The 17102-nt window shown below is 59.0% G+C and carries 17 protein-coding genes and 3 tRNA genes; 5 read left to right on the top strand and 15 right to left on the bottom strand.

Annotation, left to right across the window (positions count from 1 at the left end; genetic code table 11):
* Positions 1 to 201: 201 nt before the first annotated feature.
* Positions 202 to 1512, top strand: coding sequence for an Arm DNA-binding domain-containing protein (locus GBEM_RS15325; RefSeq protein ID WP_012531504.1), 1311 nt, complete (start codon positions 202 to 204; stop codon positions 1510 to 1512).
* Between the two features lie 7 nt (positions 1513 to 1519).
* Here GBEM_RS15325 and GBEM_RS15330 read toward each other — a convergent pair.
* Positions 1520 to 1594 (bottom strand) — tRNA-Gly (locus GBEM_RS15330).
* Positions 1595 to 1728: 134 nt separating this feature from the next.
* Here GBEM_RS15330 and GBEM_RS15335 point away from each other — a divergent pair.
* From GBEM_RS15335 to GBEM_RS15345, 3 genes are read left to right on the top strand one after another with little or no spacing between them, the layout of a single operon-like run.
* Positions 1729 to 2349, top strand: a complete 621-nt coding sequence (locus GBEM_RS15335) for a hypothetical protein (protein ID WP_012531505.1) — start codon at positions 1729 to 1731, stop codon at positions 2347 to 2349.
* A gap of 2 nt (positions 2350 to 2351) precedes the next feature.
* Positions 2352 to 2786 carry an acyl-CoA thioesterase gene (locus tag GBEM_RS15340; RefSeq protein WP_012531506.1) on the top strand — a complete coding sequence of 145 codons (435 nt, stop codon included), beginning with the start codon at positions 2352 to 2354 and terminating at the stop codon, positions 2784 to 2786.
* Positions 2783 to 2992 carry a hypothetical protein gene (locus GBEM_RS15345; protein ID WP_012531507.1) on the top strand — a complete coding sequence of 70 codons (210 nt, stop codon included), beginning with the start codon at positions 2783 to 2785 and terminating at the stop codon, positions 2990 to 2992. Before GBEM_RS15340 ends, GBEM_RS15345 begins: the two co-directional genes overlap by 4 nt.
* Before the next feature lie 61 nt (positions 2993 to 3053).
* Here GBEM_RS15345 and gluQRS read toward each other — a convergent pair whose 3' ends face one another.
* From gluQRS to GBEM_RS15380, 7 genes are all read right to left on the bottom strand, one after another.
* Complete coding sequence (gene gluQRS / locus GBEM_RS15350) at positions 3054 to 3986, bottom strand: tRNA glutamyl-Q(34) synthetase GluQRS (protein WP_012531508.1); 933 nt, start codon at positions 3984 to 3986, stop codon at positions 3054 to 3056.
* A 97-nt stretch (positions 3987 to 4083) separates the two neighbouring features.
* The gene (ppnP, locus tag GBEM_RS15355; RefSeq protein WP_012531509.1) at positions 4084 to 4395 is read right to left on the bottom strand and encodes a pyrimidine/purine nucleoside phosphorylase; all 312 of its coding nucleotides are present in this window, start codon (positions 4393 to 4395) and stop codon (positions 4084 to 4086) included.
* Positions 4396 to 4423: 28 nt separating this feature from the next.
* On the bottom strand, positions 4424 to 4774 hold the full coding sequence (locus GBEM_RS15360; RefSeq protein ID WP_012531510.1) for a hypothetical protein: 351 nt from the start codon (positions 4772 to 4774) through the stop codon (positions 4424 to 4426).
* 217 nt (positions 4775 to 4991) lie between these two features.
* Positions 4992 to 5531 carry a PEP-CTERM sorting domain-containing protein gene (locus GBEM_RS15365; protein ID WP_012531511.1) on the bottom strand — a complete coding sequence of 180 codons (540 nt, stop codon included), beginning with the start codon at positions 5529 to 5531 and terminating at the stop codon, positions 4992 to 4994.
* Positions 5532 to 5759: 228 nt separating this feature from the next.
* Positions 5760 to 7172, bottom strand: a complete 1413-nt coding sequence (gene glnA, locus GBEM_RS15370) for a type I glutamate--ammonia ligase (protein ID WP_012531512.1) — start codon at positions 7170 to 7172, stop codon at positions 5760 to 5762.
* Positions 7173 to 7211: 39 nt separating this feature from the next.
* Positions 7212 to 7550: a P-II family nitrogen regulator gene (locus GBEM_RS15375; protein WP_012531513.1), complete on the bottom strand. Its 339-nt coding sequence runs from the start codon at positions 7548 to 7550 to the stop codon at positions 7212 to 7214.
* A 232-nt stretch (positions 7551 to 7782) separates the two neighbouring features.
* A complete protein-coding gene (locus tag GBEM_RS15380) occupies positions 7783 to 9864 on the bottom strand; it encodes a glutamine synthetase III family protein (RefSeq protein ID WP_226373976.1) in 2082 nt (693 codons plus the stop codon).
* Between the two features lie 432 nt (positions 9865 to 10296).
* Between GBEM_RS15380 and GBEM_RS15385 the strand changes: the two genes are divergently transcribed.
* On the top strand, positions 10297 to 11040 hold the full coding sequence (locus tag GBEM_RS15385; RefSeq protein ID WP_226373871.1) for a M23 family metallopeptidase: 744 nt from the start codon (positions 10297 to 10299) through the stop codon (positions 11038 to 11040).
* A 291-nt stretch (positions 11041 to 11331) separates the two neighbouring features.
* On the opposite strand, the gene hrpB is transcribed toward GBEM_RS15385, so the two are convergent.
* The 7 genes from hrpB to GBEM_RS15420 all read right to left on the bottom strand — a co-directional run bounded on the left by hrpB (position 11332) and on the right by GBEM_RS15420 (position 17093).
* Positions 11332 to 13815 (bottom strand): ATP-dependent helicase HrpB, encoded by a 2484-nt coding sequence (gene hrpB / locus GBEM_RS15390; protein WP_012531516.1) that lies wholly within the window; start codon positions 13813 to 13815, stop codon positions 11332 to 11334.
* Between the two features lie 7 nt (positions 13816 to 13822).
* Positions 13823 to 14497 carry an HAD family hydrolase gene (locus GBEM_RS15395; RefSeq protein ID WP_012531517.1) on the bottom strand — a complete coding sequence of 225 codons (675 nt, stop codon included), beginning with the start codon at positions 14495 to 14497 and terminating at the stop codon, positions 13823 to 13825.
* A 22-nt stretch (positions 14498 to 14519) separates the two neighbouring features.
* A complete protein-coding gene (locus GBEM_RS15400) occupies positions 14520 to 15317 on the bottom strand; it encodes a phosphatase PAP2 family protein (RefSeq protein WP_226373872.1) in 798 nt (265 codons plus the stop codon).
* 176 nt (positions 15318 to 15493) lie between these two features.
* Positions 15494 to 15568 (bottom strand) — tRNA-Glu (locus GBEM_RS15405).
* Positions 15569 to 15610: 42 nt separating this feature from the next.
* Positions 15611 to 15684 (bottom strand) — tRNA-Gln (locus tag GBEM_RS15410).
* 41 nt (positions 15685 to 15725) lie between these two features.
* Complete coding sequence (locus tag GBEM_RS15415; protein ID WP_012531519.1) at positions 15726 to 16277, bottom strand: 2-oxoacid:acceptor oxidoreductase family protein; 552 nt, start codon at positions 16275 to 16277, stop codon at positions 15726 to 15728.
* 75 nt (positions 16278 to 16352) lie between these two features.
* Positions 16353 to 17093 (bottom strand): thiamine pyrophosphate-dependent enzyme, encoded by a 741-nt coding sequence (locus GBEM_RS15420; protein WP_012531520.1) that lies wholly within the window; start codon positions 17091 to 17093, stop codon positions 16353 to 16355.
* Positions 17094 to 17102 lie beyond the last annotated feature (9 nt).

A 17102-nucleotide genomic window follows, 5' to 3' on the forward strand; every position in this document is an offset into this window, starting at 1 on the left:
CCAAACATCTCAACCACCGTTGCCGCGAAGTGAGCAAGATTCACAGCGAGGCGCAGCCTCGGTCCCAGGCCCGGGGTTGACTGTCGGTAGGGGCGCAGCCCCGGCTATCAACCTTGACTATTGATTATGAAATGAAATGCCGCTATTCTCCGCACCGGACTTAGACACACTGAAGGGAGGGTAACGACATGAGGACATAACATGAGAATGAAGAAAGGCAATCTGGCCATCGAGACACCAGCCAAGGAAACCGGAGCCATCAAGAGGCGTAAAGGCTCTAAAAAGCTCTACGTCGATTTCTACTACTTCGGCCACCGGATCACCCGATCAACGGAACTTGACGACACCCCAGCCAATGAAAGGAAGGTTCGCGCCTTCCTCAACAGGATCACGGAGCGGATCGAGAACGGAACCTTCAAATTTGCCGAAGCGTTCCCCGGCTCCTCAGATCAGGAAAAGGCATATTTCACCCAAAAGGAAGGCAGGGAGTACCGACCTGAACCGCATCAGGTGTTATTCGGCGACTACGCCAAAGAGTGGATGCTGACCATTTACCCCACTTTCGGCTCACCGACCAAGCGGAACGATTACAAGGAAGCTCTTGAATCGCGTATCCTGCCCCACTTCAAGAACTTCACCTTTTACCAGCTCACCAGCATGGAGCTTTTCAAATTCACTGAGTCGCTGGTAAGGCAAAAAGGGAAGGACAAAGGGAAGCCGCTTTCAACGGCTCGAAAGGTTAATCTGCTGATACCCTTCCGGGCCATCTGGAACGATGCCTGCGATCATTACCGCTGGGTACTGAAAAGCCCCTTCGACAACCTGAAAAAGAAGCTGCCGAAGACTGAGAAGAAAGAGCACACCGTCATAAGGCTTCATGACTGGCTCAAGTTCCTTGATAACCTTGAAGACCATTACCGACCCATTGCGGAAATGATGATCCTTACCGGGATGATCCCTTCCGAGCTGGGAGGCCTGAAGCGGGAAGACATTGAAGGAGACTACATCAACGTCAGAAGCTCCTATGTCCTCGGGGAAGAAAAGAAGAGCCTCAAGACCGCTTTTAGGAAGAGGCAAATCTTCATCACCCAAGCCATCAGGGAACGGCTACAGATCATCCTTGACCGTTCCTCTTCCCCCTACGTCTTCATCATGGAGGACGGGAAGAGATTCAACAGCAGCCGCTTCAGCAAACTCTGGCAGAAGGCCGTATTAACGGCGGGAATACCGTATGTCACATCCTACTCTGCCCGTCACTCCTTCGCTGCCTGGAGCCTCATTATCGGCGTTAATCCGCTGAGGCTGGTAAACCTGATGGGACATGCCAGCAAACAGATGGTCTATGAGGTGTACGGGAATTACGTTGAAGGCCTGGAGGACGACGCGGAGGAAATGCTTGATTACTTCGGGCGCGACTTCGTGCTACCCCGGAAAAAGAAATCCCCGGTTCCGTTTAGGGACAGTACCGGGGACAGTCTTGGAAGTTCCGTTCTAACTACTGGAACCATTTAGTATTATTTGGAGCGGGAAACGGGATTCGAACCCGCGACTTCAACCTTGGCAAGGTTGCACTCTACCACTGAGTTATTCCCGCTCAATGGAGATCCTGTTTATAGCAAAGACGCCTCCCGCAGTCAACCTCTTTTTTTTAATGACAGAGAAAATTTCCGGCCCGCACCAGCGCCAAATGTCGTATCATATCGCGCACTATTGGCTATACTCTCTATCATGAGAAAAACGGACAAACTACGCAGTCAAATAGCGTGCGAGGCCGCGAGGCTCATGTACGAGGACGGGGTGAGGGAGTACCGCGATGCCAAGAGGAAGGCGGCCAAGCGCTTCGGGCCGGAAAAGGCGCTTTCCCTCGGATCGCACCTGCCGACGAACGCGGAGATCCACGAGGAGCTGGCCAGGCTCATCGCCGCCAACGAGGAGGACGTCCTTCCGGAACGCCTGCTGCGCCTGAGGCAGACAGCCCTCTCCTACCTCGACCTGTTCGCCGACTTCTCGCCTTACCTGGTGGGGTCGGTCCTGTCGGGAGCCGTGACCAGCAGAAGCGACATCGACATCCACCTCTTCACCGATTACATAGAGACTGTCGAAATCCTCCTTAAGGAGCGTGGCATCGCATTCCAGACCGAGACGATACCGGTCAGGAAGCATGGCATCATCAAGGATTACACCCACATCTACCTTGAAGACGACGGGGTAGTGATAGAGTGCTCCGTCTACCCCGCAGATGAGCGGCGCAACCGCACCGTAAGCAGCATCACCGGAAGACCGATGGAACGGGCCGGCGCCTTCCGGCTGAAAAAGATCATCGCCCAGTCGCTGGGCGAAGAGGAGTGATAATGGAAAACCGCAAGGCAGAACTGATCGAGACGCTGCTCCCCAAAGACACCAACTCCTACGGCAACATCTTCGGCGGCGTCATCATGAGCATCATGGACAAAACGGCTGGGGTCGTCTGCTGGCGCTACGCCAGGAAGAGGGTCGTCACCGCCTGCGCCCACCGCATCGACTTCCACACCCCGATAAACGTCGGGGAAGTGGTCTATTCGAGAGCGACCATCATCCATGTCGGGCGATCTTCGATGGAGGTCGAACTGGAAGTGGAAGTGGAAAACGTCACCGACGGCTCCACGCGCCGCGCCGCGAGCGGCCTTTTCACCATGGTGGCAGTCGACGAGAACTGGCACACCTCCCCGGTGCCGCAATGGCAACCGGTGACCGAGGAGGAGATCGAGAAATGGCGGGAAGTAGAGAAGAGGAGAAAGGGTGCGTGACTCGGAGGCTCTTACTGCTTTGCGCGCTCGCCTTACTGGCGGGGTGCGAATCGCTGAACGATACGCTGGTGCGGCAGATGTACATCGATCACGGGGTAAGCCGCGAAGTCGGTGACCAGATCAGGGAGGGGCTGGAACGTCGACAAAAGGCTCCTGCCGCGAAACTGCCGAAGGAACCTGCACCGCCTCTTCTTGACCTGGGCTAGCTCCTGCAACTCCTCCCACGAACCCACCCTTGTCTCTCAACAGCTTCTATCTTTGAAATGGTCAGAGCGGGAAAGGACCGGGCTTTTTCGGGATGGAGGCAACGTCCAGGTGAGTTACCCCCCACTGCAGCACTTCCGCCGGGGGGGCTTTTTCCAAGGCGACCGGGGGGGACTGCCCCAGGAACCTGAGCGCACTGGCCAAAAGCTCCCCCCCCTCTTTCGACAGGTCGCGACCGTGCGCGAGGGAAACGGCGTGGTCCCGCTTGCTCAGTTTCGCACCGTCGGGGCCGGTCACCAGCGGCAGATGCCAGTAGCTGGGTGTCGAGTAATTGAAGAGCCTCTGCAGGTAGATCTGGCGCGGCGTCGAACTGAGAAGGTCCGCACCTCGCACCACCTGATTCACCCCGGCGGCCGCATCATCGACTACAACAGCCAAATGGTAGGCGTAAGGGCCGTCGGCGCGATAAATGACGAAGTCGCCGCAAGAAGCGGTCAGATGCTGGCCGTAGAGCCCCATGATTCCGTCCTGGAAGGATATAACCTCGTCGTACACCTTCACCCTGAGCGCCCTCTCCACCTTTTCGGGCGGCAACCCCTCGCGGCATAGCCCCGGATAAACCAGCCCGTCCTCATGCGGCGCGGAGGCCATTTGGGCTATCTCGCTCCTGGTACAGCCGCAGGGATATGCCAGCCTCCGCCGCACCAGTTCATCGGCGGCCTCGCGGTAATAATCGGTGCGCCTGCTTTGGTAGAGGACCTCGCCGTCCCACTGGAAGCCGAGCGTTTCCAGCGTCGACAGCATGTCGTCGGCAATACAGGGAACCACCCGCGGCAGGTCCAGGTCCTCCATGCGGAGGAACCACAGCCCCCCCGCTTGTCTCGCCAGGATGTAGCTTCCCACTGCAGCGACCAGCGAGCCGACATGCAGCGGCCCGGTGGGAGACGGCGCGAAACGCCCAACGACCGGGATATTTTCGGATGCACTGTTTCTCATACTGATGAAAACCTTTGGCCACGGAGAACTTCTGAAGAATCGTGGGCTAACCCGGAGTTCTCAGATTCTCTCCGTGGCGCAGGTTTGCCTTCCGGGTTTAGAGGAAGGAGCAGATGTAATCGGAAACGGCGGTGACGTTGACCTTGAAGCTCGAGTTTTCGGGCACTTCGAACGCCTCTCCACCCTTGATGGCGACCGGGTCGGGAGAGCCGGGCAAAACCACCGTCATCTCGCCGGAAAGGATCTCCATGAGCTCCGCGGAGCCGGTGTTGAAGGTGTATTCACCCGGGAGCATCAGCCCCAAGGTCTTGCGCGACCCGTCAGGGAATATGACGGTGCGGCTGGTCACCTTGCCCTCGAAATAGATGTTGGCCTCTTTTACCACACTTACGTTGTTGAATTCGGACACTGCACACCTCCTGATTTTGATTAAAGTCCTACTTGTTCCAATCCCCGGAGTCCCACCGCTCCAACGCAGCCTGCGCCCTGAATCCTGTCAGCCCGGGAAGCGTAGTGGAGAGCCGCATCAGCACCTCCCGGCAGCGGTCGGGCTCTTCGCGTATGGCGTACACGGCAGCCATGCCGGCAACCCTGACGTCTTCGTTATCCAGCAGCGTGAGAAAAAGGTCCAAGGCCCCTTCGCGCAGCACTGCAGCGTAAAACCTGTCCAGATCCTCCACCTGCGCAGCGGAGACCTCTTCCTGCAGATTTTCCATGGCTTCGGCATGCCTGATCGCGGCTTTGCAGAACCATTCGATAAGTTTGGCGGCTTTCGCTTCTCGCAGCACCTGCTGCCTCCTCGCACTTTGCTCCTGCCCCCGTTGTGAGCCTGGAAATTTCGCACCTTAGCAGTTTTTGGGAACCCCTTCAACCTAAATGAGTGAGGACACTTGTTGTGGCGGTACACAACAAAGGTAAGTCGCCAAGGGCGAAGTCCCCAATGAACAAAAAAACCGCGATTGCTCGCGGCCATTTTCTCCTACCATAATTCCGGCTGCCTACGGGTCAGCTACGATGCTTCCACCGGTACAGACCGATGGTGCCGAAACCTGCGCCCAGCAGAAACAAAGTGGAGGGCTCAGGAACCGCAGCAGGCACTACCGCGGAAAAATCGGCCTTGGCGGACCCTTCCGTGAGACCAGGGGCATTAGCGGTCACGAAGAAGGTAAAGGTATGGGGCCCCGCTGTAAGGGCCAGATCATCGAACACCCCGTGGAAATAGCCGGAACCGTCGTGGAAGGTCGAAGTCCACCGGGTAAGGACGTTATCGAAGTAGAAAGCGAATTCATCTCCTACAGCATACTCATCGAACGCAGTAACGAGGGGCATGACGCAGTCGCTGCTCGTTGAGATGCTCCAATCGGAACTCCACCACTCGTCTTCGTTGGGCGTGGTGATAAAACCGATCGGTCCGATGCCGTCAAACCAGGAAAACTCACCGCTCCATCCCAAGGCAGGGTCGATTACAACGGTGGCCTGACATGGGATGGATGAAAGAGTGAAAAAGGAACTGAACGCGAGTGCAGCAAGGAATCGTTTAGCCATGAGACACCTCCCGAACTGAGCTACCTCCTGATGAGTAAGCCGCGAGCGGAATTCCCAAACCGCTCCAATGGTCCCCGATACGTACCTACAAATTAAGCTATTGTAATTATCGAGTCAATTCTTTCCACGCGTCCCGGTGCCGCACCTCGATAGCGCCTATCGTGGGCCACAAATAGGAAAAGGCGGGGTTTCCCCCGCCTTTCCATGCTGCCTTTATGCCTGAAGCTCTTAAATGTCGAAGTACAGTGCGAACTCGAGCGGTACCGGACGCATACGGACCGGGTTGACTTCGGCTTCGGTCTTGTACTCGATCCACTTCTCGACGACGTCCGGAGTGAAGACGTCACCTTTGTAGAGGAACTCGTTGTCTTCCTGCAGCGCCTTGAGAGCCTCCTCGAGGGAGCCCGGTGCGGACGGGATGGTGGCGAGTTCTTCCGGGGACAGGCCGTAGATGTCCTTGTCCAGCGGCTGGCCCGGATCGATCTTGTTCTCGATGCCGTCGAGGCCAGCCATCAGCAGGGCTGCGAAGGCGAGGTAGCCGTTGCAGGACGGGTCCGGAGTGCGGTATTCGATCCTCTTCGCCTTGGGGTTCGAGGAGAACATCGGGATACGGAGCGAAGCGGAACGGTTACGGCTGGAGTAAGCCATGTTCACCGGAGCCTCGAAGCCCGGCACCAGACGCTTGTAGGAGTTGGTGGTCGGGTTGGTGAAGGCGCAGAGGGCACGGGCGTGCTTGATGATGCCGCCGATGTACCAGAGAGCCATCTGGGAAAGCCCGCCGTATTTGTCGCCGGCGAAGAGGTTGGTGCCTTCTTTCCAGAGGGACATGTGGCAGTGCATACCGGAGCCGTTGTCGCCGTAAAGCGGCTTGGGCATGAAGGTTACGGTCTTGCCGTTCCTGTTGGCCACGTTCTTGATGACGTACTTGAACCACTGGAGTTGGTCAGCCATGTCGACCAGGGAGGAGAAGCGCATGTCGATCTCGGCCTGGCCGCCGGTAGCGACCTCGTGGTGCTGGCACTCGACGCGGATGCCGACTTTCTGCAGTTCCAGGACCATCTCATTGCGGAGGTCGTTCTGTGAGTCGGTCGGGGCAACCGGGAAGTAGCCTTCCTTGTGGCGCGGCTTGTAGCCGAGGTTCGGGAACTCTTCGCGGCCGCTGTTCCATGCGCCTTCGACGGAGTCGACGGCGTAGAAGGAGGAGTTGGCGGTGGAGTCGTAACGGACGTCGTCGAAGATGAAGAATTCAGCTTCCGGCCCGAAGTATGCGGTGTCGGCAAGGCCGGTCGACTTCAGGTAGTTCTCGGCTTTCTTGGCGATGTTACGCGGGTCGCGGGTGTAGTCTTCTTTGGTGATCGGGTCGAAGATGTCGCAGATAAGCGAAAGAGTGGGAATCGCGGTGAACGGGTCCATCTTCGCGGTCTTCGGGTCCGGAATGATGATCATGTCGGAGGCGTGAATCGGCTGCCACCCACGGATGGAGGAGCCGTCAAAGCCCTGCCCTTCCTCGAAGGTGTCCTCGCCGAACTCGCTCATCGGCACGGTGAAGTGCTGCCAGATGCCGACGAAGTCCATGAATTTGAAATCGACCATAAGTACGCCGTTTTCTTTGGCAAACTCCACTACTTGTTTAGGTGTCATCTACAATCTCCTTTCAAATTAAGTAAAAACCAGGGCCAATTAGAGAGCGTCCTCGCCCCTCTCACCGGTCCTGATCCGAACTACTTCCTCCACTGGAGTCACGAAAATCTTGCCGTCGCCGATCCGGCCGGTCTTGGCAGCCTGCTCGATGGCGTCGACGACCTTGCCGACAACTTCGTCAGATACGATGATTTCCATCTTGATTTTGGGAATGAAATCGACCACGTACTCAGCGCCGCGGTAAAGCTCGGTGTGCCCTTTCTGGCGACCGAAACCTTTCACTTCACCAATGGTGATCCCCTGGATGCCGATCTCATTGAGGGCTTCTTTCACTTCATCAAGCTTGAAAGGTTTTATGATTGCTTCGACTTTTTTCAAGGCAGGTATCCTCCGCTTGTTGTTCAGTGCGCCGCGAATTATAAATAGCTTGCCATTGATTTGCAAGGTTATAAATCCCGGACTGATGGTTTGCTCAGCAGCAGGTTGCCGAACTCTTGTTGGTCAACTTATATTAAAACAATCCCGGACTGATCGTGCCTTGACTGTGGCGTGGCTATAAATAGGAGCCCCCGGCAGGGGGCTCCTATTTGGGCACATAAAGATCCAGGGATTACAGAACGAAAAGCATCTCCCTGTAGGTCGGCAGAGGCCAGTACTTGGCACCTATGATTTTTTCCAGCGCATCGCCAGTGGCACGCAGTTCAAACATTTTGGTAAACACGTTTTCCCTGAATGCGGCGGCCTGCTTCTCGGCATCGGCGATGTTCAGCGCGTTCTCAAGCGCCTGCTCCAGCGCTTTGGTATTGGCGCTCATCGAAGCCAGTTTCTCGCAGAGTTCATCCAGCAATTCCTTCTGTGTCGAGACGTCCAGCTTGCTGGATACAGCGGCGACCGCATTGACAGAGTTTGCCACTGCTGTCGCATACTCAATGGCGGTGGGGATTATGCTGTGGTTGGCCATGTCTATCATGGTCAGCGCTTCGATGTTCAGGGTCTTGATGTACTGCTCGACCATGATTTCGTAACGTGCATGAACTTCCTTTTCGTTGAAGACATTGTGAGCAGCGAACACCTTGACCGCTTCCTTGGAGACCAGCTCCTTGAGTGCGTCAGGAGTGTTGGGAATGTTCGGCAGGCCACGTTTCGCTGCTTCCTGAACCCACTCGTCGGAGTAGTTGTTGCCGTTAAAGATCACACGCTGGTGTTTTTTCGCGGTTTTCTGAAGCAGCTTGTCGAGGTCGGCGTCGAAGTTGGTGGATTTCTCCAGCACGTCGGCAAACTCCTTCAGCGCCTCGGCAATGATGGTGTTGATGATGATGTTGGGGCCCGAAATGGAGAAGGAAGAACCGAGCATCCTGAATTCGAACTTGTTGCCGGTAAAGGCGAACGGGGAGGTCCTGTTCCTGTCGGTGGCGTCCTTGGGCAGCGAGGGAAGGGTATTTACGCCGATGTCCATGTGACCGCTCATGGAGGACGATTTTGCTACGCCCGCAACGATCTGGTCGATGATGTCGGCAAGCTGCTCGCCGAGGAAAACCGAAATGATCGCCGGAGGTGCTTCATTGGCGCCCAGGCGATGGTCATTGCCGGCGTTGGCGCAGGAGCAGCGCAGCAGCCCGGCATAGGTGTCCACAGCCTTGATGGTCGCCATGAGGAAGGTCAGGAACTGGGCATTTTCATGGGGGGTGTGGCCGGGCTCCAGCAGGTTCTGGCCGTCGTTGGAACTCATGGACCAGTTGTTGTGCTTTCCGGAACCATTGACGCCGGCAAAGGGTTTCTCGTGCAGCAGGCAGACCATGTCGTGCCTGAGGGCGACCCGCTTGAGAACTTCCATGACCATCTGGTTGTGGTCGGTGGCGATGTTGGTGTTTTCGAAGATCGGAGCAAGTTCAAACTGTCCGGGTGCTACTTCGTTGTGCTGGGTCTTGGCGGTAACGCCCAGTTTCCACAGTTCCTCGTTCACTTCCTTCATGTACGACAGCACTCTTTCCTTGATACTGCCGAAGTAGTGGTCTTCCATTTCCTGCCCTTTTGTGGACATGGCGCCGAAAAGGGTTCTGCCTGCCATCATCAGGTCGGGTCTTTTCAGGTAGAAAGACTTGTCCACCAGGAAGTATTCCTGCTCGGCTCCGACAGTCGAGGTTACCCTGGTGACACTGGTGTTTCCGAACAGCTTGAGAACGCGAACGGCCTGCGTGGAAAGCGCTTCCATGGAACGAAGCAGAGGAACCTTCTTGTCCAGCGCCTCACCGGTGTAGGAGCAGAAGGCGGTAGGGATGCAGAGAGTGATGACGTCAGCCTCTTCTCTCAGGAAGGCAGGCGAGGTGCAGTCCCAGGCGGTGTATCCCCTGGCTTCGAAGGTTGCCCTCAGGCCGCCGCTGGGGAAAGAGGACGCATCCGGCTCACCCTTGACCAGTTCTTTACCGGAGAATTCAAGCAGTACCCCGCCATCCGTCGGCGAAATAAAAGAGTCATGTTTCTCCGCGGTAATGCCGGTCATCGGCTGGAACCAATGGGTGAAGTGCGTTGCGCCTCTTTCAACGGCCCACTCTTTCATTGCCGATGCGACAACATCTGCAATAGAGGGATCAAGCGGCAGACCTTCGTCAATGGTTTTCTTGAGGTTCTTGAAAACACTTTTCGGCAACCTATCTCTCATAACGGACTGGTTAAATACGTTTTGCCCAAACATCTCCACGGTACAGCCTCCTTTTTATGCAGCGGTGTCTAAAAAATAAGCACTATGCTTGTCGAAGCAACGGGGTTCCAAGTATTTACAGGATCATTGCGTTAAGCATCCAATATGTAGCAAGAGAAATGCCCAGTACAGCACCCAGCCGATTAATCTTTCCACACTGTTCCACGCTGAGAACAGCCCTCTGCGCGACCGCCGGCGCAGTCAATGCCTGGGGTACTGGCTCCGCAGGTGCCTGTCCCCCTTGATGCAGAATAGCCGGTGACTGGCTCCGCAGGTGCCTGTCCCCCTTAATACTGTCCCCCTTATGTTTAAGAGCGGCGCCTGCTAGGTAAGTGAGCAGCGAGCCGCCCCCCCAGTCGCCTCTTGCCAAGCGCCGGCCGTCATACTATAGTACGGGCGGCTTTAGGGATCAGGGAGCCCCGGACTTTGGGCGAAGGATTGATGGTGAAGAAACTGGAAATCGCACTACGGTGGAAGGAAGCATCACAGCTCGCACGTACACTCCTGCCTGCAGCAGTGCTTTGTGCGCTCTCCGTCTCGCCGGCGCGGGCCGACTTTTTCCGCTACACAGGGGAGGACGGGGTGGAAACCTTCACCAACACCCCGACCAGCGGGGGCGCGGTCAGGGTTCTGCGCGAGGGTAAGCCCAAGAAGACGGCGAAGATCCAACCGGAGGCGCTCAAGAGCGAGCCGGGTTTTACCGAGAAAGACTCCCGGATGCCGGTCCAGGGGATCGTCACCTCCAAGGTCGGGCTGCGCCACGACCCGATCGACGACGGCATGAAACATCATAACGGAGTCGACATAGCGGTCCCGACCGGTACCAGGGTTAGAGCGATCGCGGCCGGCAGGGTAGTCGAGAGTGCTGCGCGCGGCGGATATGGCAACCTGGTAACCATCGAGCATGAAGGAGGAATGGTTTCCCTGTACGGGCACAACGCACAACTGGAGGTCAAGATCGGGGACAGGGTAGAGGCGGGGCAGACGGTCGCGCTCTCCGGCTCCACCGGGAGATCCACAGGACCGCACCTGCACTTCGAGCTCTGGAAGGACGGGGTAAATGTGACGCAGGCCTACCTGGAGAACGGGATGGGAATTCCGGAGGTTGCGGAAAGTATCAGGAGCTATCTGTCGAAGGATGGCTCGCTGGTATTCACTAACATGAGGTGAACCAAAACCAAAAGCAATTGACAATTGACAATTGACAATTGACGATTGACGATTGACAACTAAACCACTACTCCATTCATTTACAGCGCCCAACTCATCCAACTCACAATCAACAAGCCAGAACCAATTGTTAATTGGCAACTAGACAGTTGGCAACTAACAACTGCTCCCTTCATTTTCAACTCACAACACACATTCCAACAACAGTCCAGGTCTTACATACCTACAATTTAAAAGCTGGGTATTAGGTTGTTCCATTGTCAATTGTCAATTGTCAATTGTCAATTGCCTCTACGACATCCTCTTCTTCACATGTCTGGTAGCTGGTGCATTCCACGGGTCGTCCGGCCAGGGGTGCTTCGGGTAGCGACCCTTCAACTCCTTGCACACCTCGCGGTAGGCCCCGTTCCAGAAGCTCTTCAAGTCCGAGGTCACCTGAATGGGACGCCGGGCAGGCGACAGCAGGTGGATCACTACCGGTACCCTCCCCTTTGCTACCCGCGGCGTCTCGGCAAGTCCGAACATCTCCTGCAGTTTGACGGCTAGAAAGGGATCCCCCTCGGCCGAGTATTCCAGGGATATGCGGGAGCCGCTGGGGACCTTGAGATGGGTCGGAGCCTCCTCGTCGACGAGCTTTTGCTGCCGCCACTCAAGTATCCCCTTCAAAGGCTCCCGAAGGTCCACCCGCGCCAGGTGGGCGAGCGACCTCACCCCATCTAGGTAGGGAAGGAGCCAGCGCTCCAGGTTTTCCGTCAGCGCCCGGTCCGAGAGGTCCGGCAGCTCCTCCTCCGGCAGCACGCGGCGCAGGAAATTCACACGGTTTTGAAACTGCCGCGCCTCATCGCTCCAGTTAAGCCCGGAAAGGCCGGGGCCTGACAAGATTCCCCCCAAAAGGGCTGCGCCGATCTCCCGCTTGTCCGGAGTCGCGGCACGCTCAGAAAGAACGATGGCCCCGAGGCGCTCCTCTTCGCGAGCCACCACCCTTCCCTCTCGCTCATCCCAAAAGACCCGCCGCTCGCGGGTAATGGCGCCGGCGCACCCGGAGCGCACCGCGTCGAGTGTGACGGCGCTCGCCATGTGTATCTCGCCTTCGGCCCCGCCCCCCTCGACCTCGACCGCCACGATGAACGGCTGCGATCTCAGGTTGCTTCTGCGCGACAGGCGCGCGCCGCTGCCGTTGGCCATGAGGTAGCGGCCGGAGCCGGGGGTTCGCTCCCGCGCCACCCGGTCGGGATACGCCATCAGGAGGAGTTCTCCCACCACCGAGGCGTCCCCCTGCACATGCCCCCCCTGCACCCCAAGGGCGTTCCTGAAATAAGTCGCAAGCCTTTCCACGGTGCGGGACGCCTGCGGGTCCCGGCGCTCGGCCAAGGCGTCCAGCCGGTCGAGAAGATCGCTGTCGGAAACCGTTCCGCCCCCGCGCGGCAGGAGGTCGCGTTCGGAGAGGATGGCTGCCAGCGTGCAGGCAAGCCCCCCTTGACCGGTCGCCAGCGAACCGGCCAGCATGGCGGATAGGCGCGGGTGCATGGGGAGCGCCGCCATCTTCTTTCCCAGGGGGGTGATGTTCCCGCGCCGATCCAGTGCCCCCAGGGATTGCAATAGCGCCCTCCCCTCGGCGAGATGGGCTGCCGGCGGCAGGTCGAGAAAGCTCAGCGAAGCGGGATCGGCCACACCCCACTGCGCCAGGTCGAGGGCGAGTGGCGCAAGGTCGGATACCTTGATCTCTGGGGGGGTGAACGGGAGGAGGGTCGTTTGAGCGTGCTCGGTCCAAAGGCGGTAGCAGACGCCGGGGGCCACCCTGCCGGCACGGCCGGCGCGCTGCTGGGCGGAGGCAGCCGATATCCGCATGGTGTCCAGGCGGTTCAGGCCGGTCGAGGGATCGAAGCGGAGCTGCCGCGAGAAGCCGGAATCCACCACCACACGGACCCCCTCGATGGTGAGGCTCGTCTCGGCGATGTTGGTGGCGAGCACCACCTTGCGGCGATCCGCCGGCAGGATGGCGCGCTCCTGCGCGGCAAAGGGGAGATCTCCGTAGAGGACCGCAACCATGACGTCGGACCCGAGCTTTTGCTGCAGCAAGGTTTCGCAGCGCCTGATGTCGCCGGCGCCGGGGAGGAAAACGAGGATGTCGCCTTTAGTCTCGGAAAGAGCGCGCAGGACCGAGGCGCAGGTGGTTTCCGCCAGCCGCCCCGAAGGCTCGCTCTTCAGGTACCTGATTTCCACCGGGTACTGTCGCCCCTCGGTGGTTATCAGCGGCGCGCCGCCGAGAAGCTGCGCCACCGGCTCGGCATCGAGCGTAGCCGACATGACCAGGAGCCGAAGGTCCTCGCGCAGCCCCAACTGCACGTCCCGGCAAAGCGCGAGCGAAAGGTCGCAGGTAAGGCTCCGCTCGTGGAACTCGTCGAAGATCACCGCCGACACCCCTTCCAGCAGCGGGTCGCTTTGCAGCCTCCGGGCCAGGATCCCCTCGGTGACCACCTCGATGCGGGTGGCGGAGGATACCTTGCGCTCGAACCTGATGCCATAGCCTACGCGCCTCCCCACCTCTTCGCCCAGACACTGGGCCATGTAGCGGGCGGCGTTGACTGCGGCCAGCCGGCGCGGCTCGAGCATGATGATCTTTCCACCTTGGAGAAAGGGGGCGTCCATCAGGGCCAGGGGGACGCGCGTCGTCTTCCCGGCGCCCGGGGGGGCCTGGAGCACGGCTACGTTGCGCAGCTCCAGCGCCTCGGCCAGTTGCGGGAGAACGGCATCGATGGTGGCGGGTTTAAGCATGGCGGCGTCAGACGAGGAGGCGAAGCCCTTCGAGATCGACTCCGGACAGGGAATTGAGCACCCGGCAGGCGCCGGTCAGCCGCTCCCTGGGATAGCTGTTGGTCACGGCGAGCACCTTGAGACCTGCGCCGGACGCCGAGGCGATTCCCGCCGGGGTGTCCTCGATGGCGATCGAGGCAGAAGCGTCGACCTTGCCGGGGAATGCCTCCTGAAGCCTCGTGACCGCTAGCCGATAGCTTTCCGGGTCCGGCTTGCTGGCCGCCACCTCGTCGGCGGTCACCATGACGTCAAAGGCGTCGGAAAGGCCCAGCTGCGCCAGAATGGGGTCTATGTCGCTGCGCAGGGCGCCGCTGCATAGGGCAAGCGGCAGGTTGCCGGAGATGGAGCGGATCAGCTCCACCACCCCGGCATATGGGGCGACACCAACAGAGACGATGCGCAGAAACGCCTGCGCCTTGCCGTGGATCAGCTCCTTCAACCCGCCGTCGGAGAGGGCACGCCCGGCTACAGCGAAGGCCTCGCGGAAGGCATCCCGGTCGTCGAAACCGATGTAGCGGTCCAGGTACTCTTCCCAGGAATAGCCAAGCCCAAGCGGCACCAGCAGTTCCTGGAAGGCCTTGTAGTGCAGCGGTTCGGTGTCCACGATGACGCCGTCAAAGTCGAAGATGACTGCGTTAAGCATCCAAAGCTCCTTTATCGTCTTGCTAGAATTTGCCGACCAGCGCCAGCGCCGGGGTGCCCCCTATCGCCGTGGGGGCGACGCTCACCTTGCCCGGCTGCAGGGCGCGGTACCTCGTCACCGCATCCCCGGCGAGTTCGCCGATAGCGGCCCCGATCAGCACGTCGCTCGCCCAGTGTTTCCCTTGGTAGACCCTGGAGAAGCCGGCCAGGCCGGCTGCGGCGTAACAGGCGAACTTCGAAGACCAGCTTTCACTGTGAGAGGCGGCCACGTGGGCCAAAGCAAAAGAGCTCGCCGTGTGCATCGAAGGGAGCGAGTCGTACCCTCCCTCGAAATGGAAGGGGCGGAAGCTCGACTTGCTCTCCGTCTGGTAGGGACGCCCCCGGCCGACAGCGCCCTTGAGCACAAAGGTGGCGCTATCCGCCAGGACTAGTGCCTCCCCCATTTCCTCACCGAGATCCATCACGCCGGCGTTCCCCGAAGCGGCCCCGGCGGTGTAGACGGTCGCGGCGATGCCCAGGTGGAGAAAGGGGTTGCTGGCGTCGCTGCCGGCGTCCGTGATCCCCCTGAGGACGCCGTGGCGCGAACCGTTCGAGCTGAGCTGTTTATCGAAGATATAGGCGACGGCAATGAGACCCGCCGCGGCTCCGGTCTGCACCAGGTAAGGGTCGACGGGGGCCTTTAGGAAAAGCTTTCCCTCCGAGCCCAGGCGCCCCAGTTCCTCCTTGATGGCTGCCCCGCTGTTGAACAGGTTCTCCCCCGCATGAAGCTGTGACGGGAAGAGAGTGCTGCAACAAAGCATCAGGAAGAGAAGAAGGATCAACCGGGCAGGGATTGCTCCGACAAAGGCAGCTGCGCATGCAGTAGCTGGAGAGCAATAAGAGGTCCTACGAGAGATGCCTACTGTCATAGCAAAGCTCCGACCATGGATTCAGAGTTACTTACGAAGAGTTCAGATAAAAAAAAGACAGCGCCCTGCTTCAAGGCGCTGTCTTTAAATGGTGATCCCAAGGGGACTTGAACCCCTGTTACCGACGTGAAAGGCCGGTGTCCTAACCACTAGACGATGGGACCAAATATGTTCGGCTTGCGGCATCGCTAGCTCGTAAAAAGAGTTGGCTGGGGTGCGAGGATTCGAACCTCGGATGACGGAGTCAGAGTCCGTTGCCTTACCGCTTGGCGACACCCCATCGAAGGAGACCAGTTTAATACCAGATTCCACTTTCGGAAGTCAAGCTGTTTTTTCCAGTGCGATCTGTGCGCCTGTTTCAATCGCCTTGACGTTGGCCGGAATGTACTTGTGATTTCGCTCCGGCAGCGCCTCTTTGAGCGCGCCCGCCAGGGTCGCCAGTTGGACCGCTCCCGAAACGGCGGCGTAGGCGCCCAGTGCTACCATGTTGACCATCCTCAAGTCGCCGAGGTCCGTGGCAATCTCGTTCATCGGGACCGGGATGATCTTTATGTCGTCCCTCCCCAGGGCGGAGACGTCGACGAGCGACGTGTTGACGATGCAGATGCCGCCGGGACGGACACGGGCGCCGAAGCGCTCCAACGACGCCTGGTTCAGCACCACTAGCGTCGAGGGCTGCCCGACCACCGGGGAACCGACGGCGCCGTCGGCAATGACCACGGTGCAGGTGGCCGAACCGCCGCGCTTTTCAACCCCGTAGGCGGGAAAATAACTGACGTTCTTTCCTTCTTCTATCGCGGCATAGGAGAGCAGATTCCCGGCCAAGAGCACACCCTGCCCGCCGAAGCCTGCTATCAACACATCTTTACGCATCGAACCTCCAAACACGAACGCTTGCCGTCCGTGTCCTGCATTCATAGTTAAACCACCCCTTAAGCCGGCGGCCGCCTACGCCTCTTCCTTCTTGAAGACCCCCAACTGGAAGTAAGGGATCATCTCCTCGCCGACCCGCGCGTTCGCCTTGAGCGGGTTCATCCCCCAGTTGGTCGGGCAGGCGGAGAGCACTTCCACGAAGGAGAACCCCCTCCCCTGAACCTGATAGCCGAACGCCTCGCGGATCACCTTCTTCGCCTCCAGGACGTGCTTGGGAGAATCCACCGCCACGCGGGCCGAGTAGGCCACCCCGCCCAGCTGCGCCATCAGTTCCGCCATCCTGATCGGGGAGCCGTCCTTGGACTTGTCCCTGCCGTACGGGGAGGTGGAGGTCTTCTGACCGACCAGGGTGGTCGGGGCCATCTGGCCGCCGGTCATGCCGTAGGTCGTGTTGTTGACGAAGATGACGGTGATGTCCTCGCCCCGGTTGGCGGCATGGATGATCTCCGCGGTCCCGATGGCGGCAAGGTCGCCGTCCCCCTGGTAGGTGAAGACGAAGTTGTCCGGCTTCGCGCGCTTGACGCCGGTCGCTACCGCGGGAGCGCGCCCGTGGGGAGCCTCGACGACGTCGATGTCGAAGTAGCCGTAGAGAAAGACGGAACAGCCGACCGACGCCACCCCGATGGTCCTTTCCTGCACGCCGTGGAGGTCCATGGCGTCCGCCACCAGGCGGTGGATGGTGCCGTGATGGCACCCGGGGCAGAAATGGGTCTGCACGTCCTTCAAGCTTTGCGGTCTCTTAAAAACCTGTTGCATGTGGATATA

Source organism: Citrifermentans bemidjiense Bem (assembly GCF_000020725.1).
Classification (GTDB): Bacteria; Desulfobacterota; Desulfuromonadia; order Geobacterales; family Geobacteraceae; genus Geomonas; species Geomonas bemidjiensis.